Consider the following 17,828-nt stretch of genomic DNA (forward strand, 5'->3'; position numbering starts at 1 on the left):
TTTATGGTTTAATTTTTTCTTTCACTTCCCAATCTTCATAAACATCTTTCAGTTGTTGGTAAGCTTTTTTCTTTTCTCTTGTTTCACTTACAATCCCCCACTCTCTAAATCCAGATTCTGGAGTTCCTTTGTAATTACTTCTATAATCATTATAACTCCACAATGAAACTCCTGTTACATAGGGGTATTTTTTCAACTCTTTTAAATAACCTACTAATCTATCACTCAAGCCCCCTTCTGGTGCTGGCCCTATTTGACCTATGCCTATTTCTGAAATAAAAATGGGTTTACCGGGAAACTTCTTATGTGTTTTTTCTGCCAATACGGGAGCATTTCCATAACTGTTCATAGATATAAAATCTACTTTTTCATAGGGTTCTGTTCCTATTTCTCCTTTTCTGTAAGAAGTAATAGTTACGTAAGTTTTTAAACGAGTAGTATCTAACTCAGCCACATAATCTAACATACTATCTACATAGCCATATTGATCAGCTGTTAAGGCTTTAGTACTCCAAGCACCTTCGGGATTTCTTAATTCGTTTCCTACACTCCAAGCCACTACAGAAGGATGATTAAAGTCTCTTTCGATCATTGTTTTCATCCATTGTTTGGTTAATGGATTGTTGGGAATAGAATTAGGATCTTGATCTCCCCAAACTGGAATTTCTTCCACCAATAAAAATCCATTTTTATCACAAAAATCTAAGATGTTTTTTGATAAAGGGGCATGCATCAATCTAGAAAAATTACATCCTAAAGATTTAATATCTAACAAATCTTGTGTTATTAAATGATCTGGTTCTGTATTTCCGTAATCTGGATGATTGTGTACACGATTAACTCCATTCATACGAACAGGCTGGTTGTTTAAGTAAAATTGTTCTCCAATTACTTCAAATTTTCGAACTCCAAAATTATCTGTAGCTACATCTTGTAGTTTACCCTTTATCAATAACTCACTTGTTAACTGATATAAATTGGGATGATCAAAATGCCACAATTTAACATCTGATAATTTTTTGGTAAAATGAATTACTGTTTCCTTTACCTCACCCGCTTTTATGCTTAGCTCCTTATTCTCTAATTTAACAACATCTTTAATTCTAAAAGCTATGGCTACTTTTGCCAAAGAACTTCCATTGTTCTCTATTTTATATTTAATAGAAAAAGCAACCTCTTTGGTTTTAAAATTAGGTACCGAAGCAATATGTTGGTAAACCATACGAACAGATTCATTAGCTTCTAAAAAAACCTCTCTACTAATTCCTCCCCAAGCCCACCAAGCTCCACGCTTAATAGTATTATCTGCCATTACAACTACAGAATTCACTTCCTTCTTTTTTACTTTTTGAGTTATATTAAATTCAAAAGGTAAATAACCACCCACGTGAGTTCCTAAAAACTCCCCATTTAACCAAACTTTAGCTGTTTGATAAACAGCACCAAATTTTAATCGGACTTGTTTTCCTTGCCAATTAGTGGGTAGTTTAAAGTTTTTTTGATAATACCCTTTTCCTACATATTCTGCATATCTTTTTCTAGTGTCCCAATTCCCAGGAACTTTAAGTGTATCCCATTGTTTGTAGTCTTGAGTTAACACATTGGTTTCAGCTACCTCATTAGAAGCTAAAAATTGCCAACTTCCGTTTAAAGAAATTTTCTTTTTGTAGGAATTTTCAGTTGTTGATGTGTTTACATTTTTACATGATATCATCAACAAAACAGACATACTAAACAATAGAAATACCTTTTTCATGATTGCTTATTTTTCTTTGGTAATTTTTAATGGAATTTGAATATTGAAAGAATGACGAATATTGTTTGCATCAATCGTATCTGCTGCACATAACAATGCTACAGGCTCTCCATTTTCTAGAAACACTTGTGGACGTTCTAAATGATCAAACTTAGTGGTAGTACCATCTTCCCAAGTCACTGTTTTATCAGAAACTTCAAAATGTTTGGCTTTATCCCAAGTAATTCCATCCATAGACTCATAGTGTACTAAAGAAAAAAGTCTCTTTTTCCCTTCAAACTTAATTCTCTTTACAATAGCTCTATATTTTCCGTCTTGATACCAGATGTATGGATCTTCTGCAGGAAAACGTTCTCCTTCAAAAACAAATATTGGATCTGGGAATTTTTTAAAAGGTCCTGTTGGAGAATCTGCAATAGCAACCATGTGCACTACAGGTCCACCTGCTGGTAATTTATTCTTTTTCCCTACAGCTTTGTATACCATTAAAATTTTTCCATCTTTCATTTCACAAACCGATGGATTTGATGTCATTAAAGCATCATAAGCATTTTCATCATCATGATTTATATCTAAAACAGGTGTATCTAATCTTGTCCAAGGTCCATTAGGATTGTCTGCTACAGCCACACCAATTCTTTGATTATTTCTGTGCACCCAGTTAATTTTTGCTTTTCCTGGAACACTTACAATTTTCTTATCTCCAGTATTCCCCATGTAATACAAGTAGTACTTTCCTTTTATTATAAGAATTGTTGGGTTGTGAGTGGTAGATCCATCCCAAAACTGAGGTCCTCTATCTGCTAACGCAACATCGTGAAATGTAAAAGGTCCAAATGGAGAGGTAGCGGTTGCATGTGCAATTTCTGAGTAATTTACCCATTCCCATCCTATATTTTTTGGCCATCTTGAATAATACATATGGTACAATCCATCTTCTCCTTTAACCAAAGTTCCTCCCCAAACACTTTTTCCTTCTTCTAAAAAAATAGAGTTTTTAGAGGCTTTTCCTAATTCAATTTTATAGTCTACAGGTTTTGCTGTAACTTTTTCTGATTTGTTTGTTTTACATGCTGTCATTAAAGACATGGCAAGTATTGCTGTGTATATAACTTTCATCTATTTTAGTTTATTTGTTTTGAGGTACATCGTAAGTAGCTCTTAACTTTATGATTGCTTTTTTTAATTTTTTAATTTCTTTTTGATACGCTTTGTTGTGGTATTCATTTTTCATTTCATTAGGATCTTTTCTTAAATCAAAAAACTCCCATTGATCTATTTTGTAAAAATGAATCAGCTTAAAATCTTTAGAAACCACACCTTCGTGTTTCTGAATACTGTGTCCTCTTGGGTATTCGTAATAATGATAATACAAGTTTTCTCTATCTTGTTTGAATCGTTTTCCTTGCATCAAAGGTTTTAAACTAACTCCTTGTATATCTTTTGGAATTTCTGTTTTTGCAAAATCTAAAATGGTTGGCGTATAATCTATATTCTGTACCAAATTTTGAGACACTTGATTGGCTGGAATTTCACTTGGACAATAGGCAATAAATGGAGTTCTAAAAGCTTCCTCGTACATAAAACGCTTGTCGTACCAACCGTGCTCTCCCAAAAACAATCCTTGATCTGATGCATAAATAATTAAAGTATCGTCTTCTAAATTATTTGCTTTTAAATAATCTAACAACCTACCCACATTATCATCTACCGATTTTACACAGGCTAAATAATTTTTCATGGTACGTTGGTATTTCCATCTCATTAAATCTGCTCCTGCTAAGTTTGCTTTTTTAAAGGCTTCGTTTTCTGCATTAAAAGTAGCATCCATCATTGCTTTTTCTTCAGGGCTTAATCTACCATAAGCTCTTTTCCACAAAGAACAATATTCATCTAAGTATCTGTCTTCTTTTTCTTTTTTAGGAGTCCATAACTGACAGTACCATCCTAAAGGCATTTCTGCCAATGTCATGTCTGTTTCCTTAGCAGCAGCACTTCTATTTTTATAAGTATCTAAAAGATTGCTAGGCTCTGGAATTTTTACATCCTTGAACGTATTTAAATATTTTACAGGTGGCAACCAATTGGCATGTGGTGCTTTGTTCCCCACAATCATCATAAATGGTTTTTGAGTATTTCTTCCTTTTTCTAACCACTGGATGGCTTTGTTGGTAATTACATCTGTTACATAGCCATCGGTTTTGTAAACTCCTTTTGAGTTCTTAAAATCGGAATGATAATAATCTCCTTGCCCAATTAACACATCCCAATAAGAAAAACCTACCGGTTCTGTTTTTAAGTGCCATTTTCCTACAATAGCGGTTTCGTATCCTGCTTTTTGTAATAGTTTTGGCAAGGTTTGTTGATGACCATTGAACTTGGTGGCCAAATCTATCACTCCGTTTTTGTGACTGTGTTTTCCTGTTAAAATGGTAGCTCTTGATGGAGCACAAATGGAATTCCCGACATAACTTCTGTCAAATCGGATTCCTCCGTTGGCCAATCTATCAATATTTGGGGTAGGTGCTATGTTTGCAAATCTATCTTTATACGCACTAATTGCTTGATAAGCGTGATCATCAGAAAGAATTAAAATCACATTCTTTTGAGCCCATGTTTTTGTCATTCCAAAAACAAAAATCAAAAAAGAAAGCACATAGAATTTAGGATTCTTTTGAAACATACTTTTCATTTTTTATGGATTTACAGTTTGTACAGGAGACCAGCTACTGCTTTTTCCTTTTACTATTCTTTTGATTTTAAAATATAAAGGTTTGGTAATAGGATTATTGACATCAACAGTCATCATTCCTCTAACATTGGTGGTAAATGTTTCTGATAAATTGTTTTTATCAAACCCATAAACTACGGTATACACCTCGTCTTCAAAATCACTCGCGTATCCTATCACTAATTTTTTATCATCTATAAAAGATTCCCACACCACAGGTGGTAATTTGCTGTTAATTAACTCTATAGAAATTTCTTTAGAAAGTGTACTTTTTCCTTTAGTATTAAGAGCTATTAAAGCGATTGTATAACTGTTTTTAGACAAATTTTCTACATCTATAAAGTTTGAAATAGTAGGCTCCGTAAATTGATACGCCCCTCCGTTAACTTTGTAAGCTACTTTGTATTCTTTTACGCCGACAGCCTTTGTAAAATATACTCTTGCATTATTTTGTCCTGCAATTACATTGTCTATACTAGGAGCATTAGGCACTGTAAAAAAGATTTCTTTTTTTCCTCTTTCGTACCCTAAAGGATTGATCACTTTTACTTTTAACTGGTAGGCATCTAAATGCTTTTTTATACGCAAACATCCTTTCCAAGTAGCACCTATTTCTATAGTAGGTAGTTTTATTTTTTGCTCGTACAACACCTCTCCTTTTTTATTGGTAAAAGTTGCCACCAACTGATAATTGCTGATTTGATAACTTGGATAATCCGAAGCTTCTTTAGAAGTAATTTCTACTGCAATTGATTTTTTAGAACGATCAATATCTTCTACTTTTAATATTTTTATAGGACTATTTTCTTTTTGAAAACGATCAAACAAACGTCTTTTTTGTCCCCATACATTTACCACTCCCCAAACTCTATTTTCTTCGGCAGAAGTACCTGCATATCCACTTCGATAATCGTTAAACGTCCACATAGATGAACCGATAACAAACTGATTCTTTCCTCTAAAATGCTGATTCCATTCTGATACAATTGGTTTGTCTCCGTCTAAAGAAGCTGTTGGATACGGATCAAAACCATACTCTGAAATAAAAACGGGTTTGTTTGGCCATTTTGTTCTTAATGTATTTAATATTTCTTGAGGTTCTCCTTGCCAACGATACATGTTGTGCATAATTACATCTACATGTGTATTAGGGTCTGTAGTTCTTGTATAGGCTTTCTTTTGTCCTGAATTACTTACGCAAGTTACCAGTCTATGCTCATCTAATTCTGTACGAACATAGTCCATCATTTTTTTTGCATAATCATAATGATCCGACAATTCATTCCCTACACTCCAACCAATAATACTTGGATGATTGTTGTCTCTTTCCATCATTTCCTTTAACCAAGATTTGACTAATGGATATTCTGGAGCTGTAAATTCAGGATTTGTTAAATCACGAACGTTTACTTCTTCAAACAACAAAATTCCTTTTCTATCGCATAATTTAATCAACTCCTCATTTTGCGTTCCGTGCATGATACGCATAAAATTGGCTCCCGATTCTTTCATTAAATCTACATCGCGTTCTAAAATTTCTATGGGTTCTGAAGATCCGTAATAACGATTTTCACTAACTCTATTAAACCCTCCTGTTCTTATAGGTTCTCCGTTTAAAAGTAATTGCGAGTCTGTTACTTCAATTTTTCTAATTCCAAAATCGTTTACTTTAGCATCTAACTCCGATTTATTTTCTGTAATAGTAGTTTGTAACGTGTATAAAGTAGGATTGTCAAAATGCCATAAATTTACATCTTTAGATTTTAAGCTAGCCGTTAACATAATAGTTTTACTACTATTAGGAGCTATTTCTACTTCTTTTTCTGTTAACTTTAAACTTCTAATTTCTTTAATTTTAGACAATACATTTACTTTTCTAACACTGTTAGAATTGTTTTCTATCTTAATTTTTAAACTTACTGCTGCTGTTCCATTTTCTAAATTTGGTTCTGCGTGTATGTATTGATTTTGTATGCGAACGTTTTTTTGTTTTTTAAGCTGAACTCCTCTAATAATTCCACCCCAATTCCAAGTAGCTCCAACAATAAAAGCATTGTTTACTTCTACAGCAATTACGTTTTTTTCTCCAAACTTTACATCATTAGTAACATCAAACTCAAAAGGAGTTAATCCACCTTGATGTTTTCCGATGTATTTTCCGTTTAAGTACACCTTAGCCAAATGATAAACAGCACCAAATTGAATTCGGATTTTTTCATCATTTTTTGAGGACCAATTAGAGGGTACATCAAACGATTTACGATACCATCCTATTCCTGTATAATTAGAATAAGAATTGATCATTCCCCAATGCCCCGGTACTTTTAAATTGTGCCAATCAGTATCATTAAAAGAAGGTAAATAAATCTGCTTAGGCATTTTTTTAGCTTTTGTGTAAGAAGCTTCCGAAATAGGCTTTAACATGACTGCATCTGCAGCAACTTGTCCGTCTGTAATTGCCGTAATTTCTATATAATTATCATCTTTTTTATCAAACTGATAAATCCCCACGCTAATCCATTCTCCACAAAAAACACGCTGACTAACATACTTTGTAGTTATTTCTCCTGCATGTTTTATATTGCACTGAGAGGTTAAGTGACTAGAAAAAGGATATCTTACAAAGGCTTCATAATAACCAGATTTTTCTAGGTTTGGACGAAAACGCACATAATTGTCTTTACTTTCTCCTTTTACAAAGTTTCTAGCTAAATAATCATCCTTATAAAAACTAGTTTCTCTTGCTCCTTGTTTTTTAGATTTCCAGTTCCCTTTTACTCCAACCTTTTCTGTATCTGAATTGTCTATAATTATATCAGCAGCAGTAGCTTTTACATTTAGATAATTGTATCCTTGACCAGAAATGGTATTAAATTTCCAAGTTCCGTTTAAAGAAACTACATCCTCTTCTTTATGTTGAGCTGATAGTTGTAACACTCCTAAAAACAGAAGAACTACGGTACATATTCTTAAGACACTCACTGTTGGAATTAATTTAAATCTCATGTTTTTTCATTAAAATTGAATGTTATTTTATCTTAAAAAGAAGTCTTTCTTTTTCTAAGTACATTAAAGATACTACTCCCTTAACAATCCTTGTTTAAATTTGAGATTTTAGCATTAAAAAACCCTTTTTTTTCAACGGAAACGTTATCGAAAATCATAGCTTTAAACAAACTGTAATCTACAGAAAAGCACATAAAAAAACCTGCAACTTAGATTGCAGGTTTTTTTAGAGGTTTTTATGTTACTTATTTTTTATTCTTCTTTTTCTGCTGTGCTCTTTTTTTTGCTTTTAACTCTTCAAACTTCTGCTTTTTAATTGCTTCTTGTTTTTCAACTTGCTTTTTTTGCTGAGTTGTTAAAGGTCCGTGCTGGGCTGTTTTAAAAGTATTGAACTGAGGTAAAACCCTCATCAACATTTGTTTTTCTTTATATGCAACTTCAGAAAGTTTTTTTTCATCTTTAATTTTAGGAAAAGAAATCAAATCTGATGGTGTTTCACTTACATCGTACCATTTATTGTATCCATCCTTTAATAAACTTTTACTTCTTATAATTTGTAAACCATCTTTGTACCCATAAATCCAATCACGATGTTCTTTTTGTTTAGTGGTTAAAAAAGGCCACAAACTAACTCCGTTAATTTCGTAATCTTTAGGAATATTGACATTTGTTATTTCTGCTATGGTAGGCAATACATCTGCCAAGTTTACCAATACATCTTGCTCTCCTTTTTTGGTCAACCCTAAACCTGGAGCATACACAATAAAAGGTACGTGTGTTCCTTTTTGAGACTCTGCGCTGTTTTTACCATAACCACTTGTACCATTGTCCGCACAAAAAATTACAATCGTATTTTTGTCAATTTTTAAATCTTTTAATTTTTGCAAATATAAAGACATTTGATAATCTAAATAATTTAGGTGATTGTGAATTCCTGGTTCTGTAACCGTTCCATGTGTATTGTACACTCCTTTATCTCCTGTTACATTTGGTGCCGTTCTTTTGTATTTTCCGTTTTTCCATTCTATTTTTGGAGTTCCTGGCCATTTGGTATGTGTTTGTGGATTGAAAAAATCAAATGCATCGTGTCCTAAATGAGTGGTATGGTACACAAAGAAAGGTTTCTTTTCTTTAGTTTTTCGTTCCATAAAATCGAAAATAAAATCCAATTCCACATCAGGTCCGTAAGTATTTAAACCATATTCTTTTTTAGCCTCTTTGGTGTTTGGCCACCACTCAAATGTTTTTTTAGAAGATGGGTGATTCATTAACATTACATGAGGTTTCCAATACCAACCCGACTGTGGATAAGTAGTTGCTTTTTCTCCTGTATCATTGTTAATCACTTGTTTTTTACCGTCTACTTTTTTTAGCTCAACCTGAAAATCTGTGTAAGGGTTCTCTCCTCCTTGAGAAGATTCTCCTGGAGTAAATACACCTTCATCAAACCCATATTTATCTAAATTCGGATTACGCATTTGTGTTTTTCCTGCCCACATAGTTGCATATCCTCCTTTTTGAGCAACCGTTCCTATATTTAAAGGGGAGCTTGCGTAAAACGGATACGTTGCTATTTTTCCATTTTCATCTGTATACTTTCCTGTGGTTTTGTTACCCCACCACTTGTGTAAATGTGCATAACGTCCTGTCATCATCATAGCTCTACTAGGAGAACATACTACTGCTGCCCATGCTGTTTTTACATACAATCCATCATTGGCTATTTTATCTAACACAGGTGTATTAGCTCTGTAGTTCATATCTTGTGTATTTCCGCCTGTAGGCGGACTCCAAGTATCTGATTTATACAAAGGCATTTCACGAGCACTAATATCATCGGCTAAAACAACAATAACATTAGGCTTTTGTTTGTTTTGAGCTACCATTAAGTTGGCAATCATCAATAATAAAACACTTATTTTTTTCATCTTATTTTAGTTTTTAAATTCTTTAATAGACGGGATTATTATAGAGGGGATGTCTAATTTTTTATCATCAGCTCCTTTGGAAAAATTGCTAATCTTGTAGCTATCTTTTTTACTCCAATCTATTTCTACACGACCATCACCTAAAACAATATTGGTTAATTTTTCACGAAACCATTCTGTTAGCTTTTTATAGTCTTTGTTTAACCCTACATTATTTCTTTCATCAGGATCATTACGCAAATCAAACAAAGCAACCTCAACTGTTTCTAGACTTTCATTTCTTGCCCAATCTAATCCTGTACCTGGAGGAACTTGTTTTCCTGGTTTTGAGTTTTTCTCTTTAATACGCATAGAAAAAGCAAAATCTTTTCCTCTTAAATAAGCTCTTGGTCCGTAAACATGATTCATTTCTCCCAACACATATTCTTTTTCTTTTTCTACTCCTCTAGCAACTTTACTTAAATCTTGTCCGTCTAAATACTCGTGCTTTTTAGTATTGATATCTTCTTTAGCCGCAGCTAACACAGTTGTAAAAATGTCTACATATTCTACAAAAGCTTTACTTACTGTGTTTTTAGGATACAATTTTGTATTGGATCCTGCTACTACAATTGCTCCGTTGTTAGAGGTGTTGTAAGGTGCAAATTTAGCTTCTATTCCTTGTTCTCCTAACTGCCAACCATGATCTCCCACAGTTAAAATAATTACATATTCTTGATGATTTTTTTTACTAAAATCTTTAAAATCTTGAATGGCTTTTCCAATCAGTGCATCTCCATAAGCACAAAAAGCATAATAATCTCTAACTGCTTGTTGTTTTTCTACATCTGTTAATCCATCAATTTTCATGGTTTGATACAACTTTACTAACTGCGGAGGTAATTTGCTTAATTCTTCTTTTTTATCAAAAGATGGAATTTTATAAGTTTTGTTTTTAAACTGATCTCTAAATTCTTTAGGAGGTAATACTGGAGTATGTGGTAAATGAAAATTTAAACTCACAAATTGTGGTTGTTTTTCTTTAGGTCCGTTTACATTTCTACCCGATAATGTTTGATATGCTTTACTTTGATGCTTTAAATAATTTTGATATTCTTTTACAATAAATCCATCTAAAGTTTCTCCTGCAGGTCTTGGACTTACACCTCCAATAATCATATTTTCTTGTTTACGAGTATAGGCTCTAAGTATATCTAATTTTTTATCGACCTTTTTAAACTGTTCTTTGTGAGCTGCATCTTTAGCTTCTGGTACTACTTCTAATTTAGACCCATCGCTAAACAGAAAAGCTTCTATTTGTAACGGTTTTTCTCCTTTTATTTTTAATTTTCCTTTGTTATCAAAATCTGCATATCCTTTAAGAATTAAATCATTCTTATAGTTTACATTAACATCATAGTACCCAGGATCCGTCCAACTAGGCCTACTTTTCTTTTCGTCCCATTCTAAAATTCTATATCCAGATTTACCAAATAATGCTGTTCCATACCCAATTTCTTTTAACACTTGTGGCATCATAGGTTTGGTAATAGACACTTTATTGTGTGCTTGTTCAAAACCTGTTACTCCGTTATGATGTGGATACAAACCTGTCATCATAGAACTACGAGAAGGTGCGCATGCAGGAGAGTTGCAATAAGCATTGGTAAACAACGTTCCTTCTTTTGCCAGTTTGTTAATATTTGGAGAACTCACATAGCCTAGCTTACTTTCTTTTTGCCCTAAAACAGCCTGGTTAACAGCCTCAATAGCATCTGCTCTATGGTCGTCTGTTACAATCCATAAAATATTAGGTTTGTTTTGTTGTGCATTTAATCCCGTGAATACAAAGAGTAAAGCATAGAAAAATTTATTCATTTGTTTTTAGTTTGTTGGTTTACTTAGTTAAGACTTTTTTAAGTCTTAAAGTTTAATGGCAAGTCTTTAGAACTACAACACATATGTGTTCACTTGAAACACTTATGTTTTTAAAACAACAAACCCCTAGTGTTTACTAGGGGTTTGTATAATGAATAAAAAATTAAATTCATTTGTTTTTATCGCCAGCTATGGCTTTTCTAATGATGTCTTCTCTCTTTTTTTCTTCTCTATTACAGTTAAACAAATGAGCATCTTCCCACAATGGGGTTACATTGTCTTTAGTCCATGCAATGTATTTTTGTTTTAACTTTTCAACAATTTCAGGATGGTTTACTGCAATGTTATGATTTTCGTATTCATCCTTATCTATATCAAACAAAAAGGTTTCTTTCTTATAGTAAGAATAAATCAACTTGTAATTTTTATCTCTTACGGCATATCCTTCTCCGCCCGAATATTGCCAATACATAGGTCTTTCTTTTAAACTTTTATTCTTTTTAGTAAGAATTGGTAGCAAGTCTACCCCATCTAATTTTTTACTAGTTGGTTGCTCTATATTGGCTGCTGATAAAATGGTAGGAAAAATATCTAACGCAATAATTGGCTTTTTATACACTCTGTTCCCTTTTACTTTTTTAGGCCAAGAAATTAAGAAAGGTTCTCTAATTCCACCTTCAAACAACATTCCTTTATGACCTCTGTATGGATAACTACTTGCTCCGTGAGAATGTCCTCCGTTATCGCTATAAAAAATAATTAAAGTGTTTTCGTACTCTCCGGTGTCTTTTAGTTTCTGAATTACTTTTCCTATTCCAGCATCCATACCAACTACCATAGCAGCATAAGCCGCTCTTTCTCCATTTTCTATATGCTTTACTTTGTCTACATATTCTTTAGTGGCTTGTATAGGTGCGTGTGGAGCATTGTATGCTAAATACATAAAAAACGGTTTTTTGTTTTTAGAATACTTGTCTATATAATTTACTGCTTCGTTAGAAAAATCGTCGGTTAAATACGTCAATTTATTTTCTGGAACCAATTTCCCATCTCTCATTACTCCTAACTCCTTATTTTTAGATATTGTTCTTCCCCAATAATTAAAACCGCCTCCACTAAAGCCAAACCAATCATCAAAACCTCTTTGATTAGGTAAAAACTTTTTGGCATTCCCTAAATGCCATTTTCCTATAGCACAAGTTTGATAGTCATTTTGCTGTAATAATTCAGAAATCATTAATTCATTTAAAGGCAAACCAATAACGGTATCTTCACTTTGTTTTGTGTTTTCTGGATTATTCTCGTGTCCAAATTTTTGTTGATATCTACCCGTTAACAATCCTGCTCTACTTGGGCTGCAATATGGGTGTGATGAATACCCTTGACTAAAAACAACTCCTTCTTTTGCTAGTTGATTTAAATTAGGTGTAGGAATATCCGTAGCTCCGTTAAACCCAACATCTCCCCAACCTTGATCATCTGATAAGATGATTAATACATTGGGCTTTTTTTGTGCCGTAGCAACCAAGACTGTTGCTAAAAACAATAGCGTACTTATTTTTTTGATCATTTTAAATTTATTTTTTACCTAAGCAAGCTAGCACTATCATAGTAAGTTTGTTGACACAAATGTTTTTTAAACTGCCACAAATAGACAATCCTACTTTATTTCTCTAACCCAAATATTTCTATAACTCACCGGATTTCCGTGATCTTGTAATTTTATTGATCCTTTACCATGTGGAGTATAGCTAGGCAAACCAATATAACGTGTAGGTCCTTTTATAATAAAATGATCTTGTACCAAAACACCATTATGCAATACTGTTACGCTTGCTGGTTTTACAATTTCTTTTCCCTTAAATTCTGGTGCATGATAAATAATATCATATGAATTCCACTCTCCCATAGGCACAGATGCTTTTACCAAAGGCACAGATTGTTTATAAACCGAAGCTACTTGACCGTTTACATAAGTATCATTGTTATTATTATCTAAAATTTGAATCTCATATCTCCCTTGTAAAAACACACCACTATTCCCTCGTTGTTGTCCTTTTCCATTAATTTTTGTTGGAGATTTCCACTCTATATGCAATTGCACAGATCCAAAACTTTTTTTAGTCTGTATGGTTGCATTTTTTTGATCTTGACCTCTTTGAATGGTCATACTTTTATCATCTTTATTTAAAATCCAAGAAGGTGTACTTTTATCTTTAGAATTTATCCATTCTTCTAAATTACTTCCATCAAACAACACAACAGCATCACTAGGAACTCCGTTTTGTCCGTATGGTTGAACTGTGGGAGGTACAGGCTCATAAATTTCAGTATCTTTTGGATTTTTTATTTCTTGTGCAATCCCTAGGTTAAAACAAAAGAGTGCAAGTGCTATTATTGATGTTTTATTCATATTTTTTATTAAAATAGTTCTTTTCTCTAAAATAGGTAATCTACTCAAAATCAATGTTTATTATAAATCAGTGAAATATTTTAAACAAAAAAATCACTTTATTCCCTGTAATTTACACACAACTCAACCAATTCCTAATGATATTCATAATAAACACCGTTTTTTAATAAATAAACATTAAAAAACCTTACAACTAAAATCTATCAGTAAATGAAAAAAAAGCTCATTCTTTTAGCATTAATCCCACTCGTGATTTCTTGCTCTACAAGTTCTTCAAAAGAAGAATTCACAGAAAAAAAACAGATTAAAACACTACCTGCTACAGCTATTTCTTTAGATGACTTAAGTGATTTTAAAAATACAGATAGCAATTGGAGTATTGTTGGAGATGTATATGTAGACCGACAAGTAGAGAAAAAAAATAGAAGGTTCTAAAGGAAAAGGTGTTTTAATGAATACACCTACTCAAGAACATAAAAAACATCTTTTTACAAAATTTGAACATGGAGACATTGAACTAGAACTAGATGTAATGATGCCCTTAAAATCTAACTCTGGTTTGTACTTTCAGGGAAGGTATGAAATTCAACTTTATGATAGTTGGAAAGTTACAGAACCTGCTTACAAAGATATGGGAGGTATTTACCAAAGATGGGACAAAACAAAACCTAAAGGACAAGAAGGATTTCAGGGTCATGCTCCAAAAACAAATACTGCTAAAGCTCCAGGCTTATGGCAACATTTAAAAATTATTTTTCATGCTCCAATATTTGACAACCAAGGAACTAAAATAAAAAATGCCTGGTTTGAAGAGGTTAGACTTAATAATATATTAATTCATGAAAATGTAGAAGTAACAGGCCCTACTAGAGCTGCTCCTTTTAATGATGAAAAACCATTAGCATCATTAATGATTCAGGGAGACCATGGTCCTGTAGCTTTTAAAAATATTACTTACAAACTTTATAAAAATCAAAACTTAAAAATTCATAAAAGTGATTTAAAAATTTACGACAACTCAAAAAAAGAGTCCGTAATAAAAGACATTGCTAAATTTAAACTTCTTGAAGAACATCAAACAGATTCTATTTCCCCTTTAACAAGAATAAACAAAAGAGATCAAAAAATAGTAAGTTATACAGGGACACTAGACATTCCTACTACGGGTGATTATTTGTTTGAAGCAACTGTAAATGGTGGTGCCTATTTAGTTATTAATAAAGACACTATTGTAAACCTTAACAATAATTATTGGCCAGACAAAACAGTGTATCATAAAGTTCATCTAGAAAAAGGAACGGCTCCTTATCAATTTGTTTACAACAAACCTATTGTTTGGAGAAATGGTCTAGATTTTTTTATAGAAGGTCCTAACATACAGCGCTACTCGCTTTTAAAAACAAGCACCTCTAGCTTAAGCAAACAACAACCTATAAAACCTATTACATTAAACGTAACCAATACTCCTATTACCCAACGTAGTTTTATAACTCACAAAGGGATTAAAAAAAGCCACTGTATTTCTGTGGGATTGGTTGAAAACTTAAATTATTCTTTAGATTTAGAAACAGCAAGTCTTTTACTTGTATGGAGTGATGGTTTTTTAGATACTACACAAATGTGGCACTCTAGAGGTACTGAACAATTAGCAATGCCCATTGGACCAACCATAAATTCACACGGAAACATAGATTTTGCTTTATTAGCTAATTCAACAGAAGAATGGCCTACGCAACTAAACAACAAAAACTCTATTAAACAACTTGGATATGAATTTAATAACAAAGGCATTCCTTCTTTTAATTCAGAAATTGATGGAAATAAAATTACCAATAGCTTTATAGCCTTACCTAACTCTACAAGAGGATTACAAAGAACCATTACAACCAACTCCAAAGATATCATTTGGCATAAAGTTGCAGAAGGTGAAAAAATTAAATTGCTTGCCAACAACACCTATATTATCAATAATGAGAGTTACTACATTCAATTCCCTAACAATAGCAAGTTCCAACCTATTGTTAGAAATTCAAATGGAAAAGATGAACTTATTATAGAAATCCCAAAAGGTAATAACAATTTGAACTACAACATTATTTGGTAAATAAAACAGCAAATCACATGAAATTTATTAGTAAAATCATTTTCACATTCACTGTTTTACTTATTAGTAAAACAAGTATGTCTCAAAAAAATAAAGTCGTAAATAATAAACAAGTTCAAAAAGAATCTGAGTATTATAAAATAGTCGATGTTCCTATTCCCAAAGACGTAAAACTAGAAGTTGGAGGACTTGCGCTTACCGATAAAAATCAACTAGGAGTTTCTACTCGTAGAGGAGAAGTTTGGATTATAGACAAGCCTACAAGCTCAAAACCCAACTATCATCTATACGCTAGAGGATTGCATGAATCTTTAGGATTAGCTTATAAAAATAATGGATTTTATTTAGCTCAACGTGGAGAACTTACCCGCTTAGAAGATAAAAACAACGACGGTACTGCTGATGTTTTTAAAACAATTTACTCTTGGCCATTATCTGGTAATTACCACGAATATTCTTATGGACCTAAATTTGATAAAAATGGAGACATGATTCTAACCTTAAATGTTGGTTGGCAAGGAGGAGGTGTTAGCTTAGTAAAATGGAGAGGTTGGATGGTGAAAATTAGTCCCGATGGTAAATTTACTCCATATGCAGCTGGACTAAGATCGCCTGCAGGGTTTGGGATTAATAGTGAAGGAGCTATTTTTTACACCGAAAATCAAGGAGACTGGGTAGGTTCTGGAAGAATGACTCACTTGGAATATGGAGATTTTGCAGGACATGTAGAAAGTTTAAACTGGACAGATGATCCGCTATCTCCCTTAAAACTAAAACCTACCGACATACTTGAAGATTCTGGAATATCTCTATACAATTATGCTAAAAGAGTTAAAGGGTTAAAAGCTCCTGCTGTTTGGTTTCCTCACACCATACTTGGTATTTCCACTTCAGACATATTGTACGACACCACCAATGGAAAATTTGGTCCTTTTGAGGGGCAACAATTTGTAGGCGATCAAGGACATAGTAAAATTATGCGTGTGTATATGGAAAAGGTAAATGGAGTGTACCAAGGAGCTGCTTTTCCTTTTGTAGAAGGCTTTTCTTCAGGAATTTTAAGAATGATTTGGGGAGAAAACAACAATATGTTTGTAGGTATGACTAGTAGAGGTTGGGCATCTACAGGAAAAAAACAATTTGGTTTACAACAATTAGTCTGGACAGGTAAAACTCCTTTTGAAATTAAAACCATGAAAGCACTAGATGATGGATTTCTTTTAGAATTTACCAAACCTGTAAACAAAAAAATGGCAGAAGATTTATCTTCTTATCAAATGACAACTTTTACCTATAAATATCATAAAACCTATGGAAGTCCTATTGAGGATCAACAAAAATGTATGATTCATATGGCAAAGGTTTCAGAAGATGGAATGTCTGTAAAACTAATGATTCACGGTATGCGTTTAGGGTATATCCATCAAATAGAAATTCCTAAATTAACTTCTAAAACAGGAGAATTATTATTACACAATAAAGGATACTACACTTTAAATCAAGTTCCAGGAGGAGAACTAAAATCACCTCAAATGATGGGTTCTCACAAACCTAAAAAAACTATTCATCAACCTAAGCGTATTACAACTATGCCTTCTGACTGGGGAGAACATGGTGCCGATGAAAAATTAGTAGTAGGAACCGTTCCTGGATTAAAATACGATGTAAAAGAATTAACCATTGAAAGATCTAGTAAGATTCAGCTAACCTTAAACAACAATGATGACATGCTACACAATCTTGTTATTACCAAACAAGGAGAACAAGTACCTATTAAAGTTGGAGAACTAGCTCAAAACCTAGGTCTTAAAGGTCCTGAATTAAACTACGTTCCCAATTCGGATATGGTATTGTTTCATACAGGTATTGTAGGACCAGAGAGTGCAGAAACTATATACTTTAACGCTCCAAAAGAACCCGGAGTATATTGGATGGTTTGTACCTTCCCTGGTCATTCTTATTCTATGAGAGCAAAACTAATTGTAAAATAATTTTCTTTATAACCCAAAAAAGCCGCTCAGTATACTGAGCGG

11 protein-coding genes are annotated in these 17,828 nt (G+C 32.9%); 3 read left to right on the forward strand and 8 right to left on the reverse strand.

Translation table 11 applies throughout. The features are described 5' to 3' along the window. Position 1: 1 nt before the first annotated feature. The 8 genes from Q4548_RS00650 to Q4548_RS00685 form a co-directional block, all read right to left on the reverse strand. Positions 2 to 1,756, reverse strand: coding sequence for a glycoside hydrolase family 2 protein (locus tag Q4548_RS00650; protein WP_303450199.1), 1,755 nt, complete (start codon positions 1,754 to 1,756; stop codon positions 2 to 4). Positions 1,757 to 1,762: 6 nt separating this feature from the next. Further along, complete coding sequence (locus Q4548_RS00655; RefSeq protein ID WP_303450201.1) at positions 1,763 to 2,875, reverse strand: glycoside hydrolase family protein; 1,113 nt, start codon at positions 2,873 to 2,875, stop codon at positions 1,763 to 1,765. Positions 2,876 to 2,885: 10 nt separating this feature from the next. Next, positions 2,886 to 4,439 (reverse strand): sulfatase, encoded by a 1,554-nt coding sequence (locus tag Q4548_RS00660; protein ID WP_303450203.1) that lies wholly within the window; start codon positions 4,437 to 4,439, stop codon positions 2,886 to 2,888. A 12-nt stretch (positions 4,440 to 4,451) separates the two neighbouring features. Further along, a complete protein-coding gene (locus Q4548_RS00665) occupies positions 4,452 to 7,493 on the reverse strand; it encodes a glycoside hydrolase family 2 TIM barrel-domain containing protein (RefSeq protein WP_303450205.1) in 3,042 nt (1,013 codons plus the stop codon). A gap of 245 nt (positions 7,494 to 7,738) precedes the next feature. After that, complete coding sequence (locus Q4548_RS00670; RefSeq protein WP_303450207.1) at positions 7,739 to 9,421, reverse strand: sulfatase-like hydrolase/transferase; 1,683 nt, start codon at positions 9,419 to 9,421, stop codon at positions 7,739 to 7,741. 6 nt (positions 9,422 to 9,427) lie between these two features. Then, positions 9,428 to 11,278 (reverse strand): sulfatase-like hydrolase/transferase, encoded by a 1,851-nt coding sequence (locus Q4548_RS00675; RefSeq protein WP_303450210.1) that lies wholly within the window; start codon positions 11,276 to 11,278, stop codon positions 9,428 to 9,430. 169 nt (positions 11,279 to 11,447) lie between these two features. Next, positions 11,448 to 12,848, reverse strand: coding sequence for a sulfatase (locus Q4548_RS00680; RefSeq protein ID WP_303450211.1), 1,401 nt, complete (start codon positions 12,846 to 12,848; stop codon positions 11,448 to 11,450). Between the two features lie 90 nt (positions 12,849 to 12,938). Further along, positions 12,939 to 13,691: a DUF1080 domain-containing protein gene (locus Q4548_RS00685; protein ID WP_303450212.1), complete on the reverse strand. Its 753-nt coding sequence runs from the start codon at positions 13,689 to 13,691 to the stop codon at positions 12,939 to 12,941. A gap of 210 nt (positions 13,692 to 13,901) precedes the next feature. Here Q4548_RS00685 and Q4548_RS00690 point away from each other — a divergent pair, with 210 nt between their 5' ends. The 3 genes from Q4548_RS00690 to Q4548_RS00700 are packed head-to-tail and all read left to right on the forward strand — an operon-like array spanning position 13,902 to position 17,786. Further along, positions 13,902 to 14,126, forward strand: a complete 225-nt coding sequence (locus Q4548_RS00690) for a hypothetical protein (RefSeq protein ID WP_303450213.1) — start codon at positions 13,902 to 13,904, stop codon at positions 14,124 to 14,126. A gap of 16 nt (positions 14,127 to 14,142) precedes the next feature. After that, on the forward strand, positions 14,143 to 15,795 hold the full coding sequence (locus Q4548_RS00695; RefSeq protein ID WP_303450215.1) for a family 16 glycoside hydrolase: 1,653 nt from the start codon (positions 14,143 to 14,145) through the stop codon (positions 15,793 to 15,795). 17 nt (positions 15,796 to 15,812) lie between these two features. Further along, a complete protein-coding gene (locus Q4548_RS00700; RefSeq protein ID WP_303450217.1) occupies positions 15,813 to 17,786 on the forward strand; it encodes a plastocyanin/azurin family copper-binding protein in 1,974 nt (657 codons plus the stop codon). Positions 17,787 to 17,828 lie beyond the last annotated feature (42 nt).

This window comes from Wenyingzhuangia sp. 2_MG-2023 (genome assembly GCF_030548295.1).
In the GTDB taxonomy this organism is placed as follows: Bacteria; Bacteroidota; Bacteroidia; order Flavobacteriales; family Flavobacteriaceae; genus Wenyingzhuangia.

Coding starts and splice junctions, on each gene's coding strand:
- Q4548_RS00650 (WP_303450199.1), bottom strand. CDS start 1,756: ATGAAAAAGGTATTTCTATTGTTTAGTATGTCTGTTTTGTTGATGATA.
- Q4548_RS00655 (WP_303450201.1), bottom strand. CDS start 2,875: ATGAAAGTTATATACACAGCAATACTTGCCATGTCTTTAATGACAGCA.
- Q4548_RS00660 (WP_303450203.1), bottom strand. CDS start 4,439: ATGTTTCAAAAGAATCCTAAATTCTATGTGCTTTCTTTTTTGATTTTT.
- Q4548_RS00665 (WP_303450205.1), bottom strand. CDS start 7,493: ATGAGATTTAAATTAATTCCAACAGTGAGTGTCTTAAGAATATGTACC.
- Q4548_RS00670 (WP_303450207.1), bottom strand. CDS start 9,421: ATGAAAAAAATAAGTGTTTTATTATTGATGATTGCCAACTTAATGGTA.
- Q4548_RS00675 (WP_303450210.1), bottom strand. CDS start 11,278: ATGAATAAATTTTTCTATGCTTTACTCTTTGTATTCACGGGATTAAAT.
- Q4548_RS00680 (WP_303450211.1), bottom strand. CDS start 12,848: ATGATCAAAAAAATAAGTACGCTATTGTTTTTAGCAACAGTCTTGGTT.
- Q4548_RS00685 (WP_303450212.1), bottom strand. CDS start 13,691: ATGAATAAAACATCAATAATAGCACTTGCACTCTTTTGTTTTAACCTA.
- Q4548_RS00690 (WP_303450213.1), top strand. CDS start 13,902: ATGAAAAAAAAGCTCATTCTTTTAGCATTAATCCCACTCGTGATTTCT.
- Q4548_RS00695 (WP_303450215.1), top strand. CDS start 14,143: ATGAATACACCTACTCAAGAACATAAAAAACATCTTTTTACAAAATTT.
- Q4548_RS00700 (WP_303450217.1), top strand. CDS start 15,813: ATGAAATTTATTAGTAAAATCATTTTCACATTCACTGTTTTACTTATT.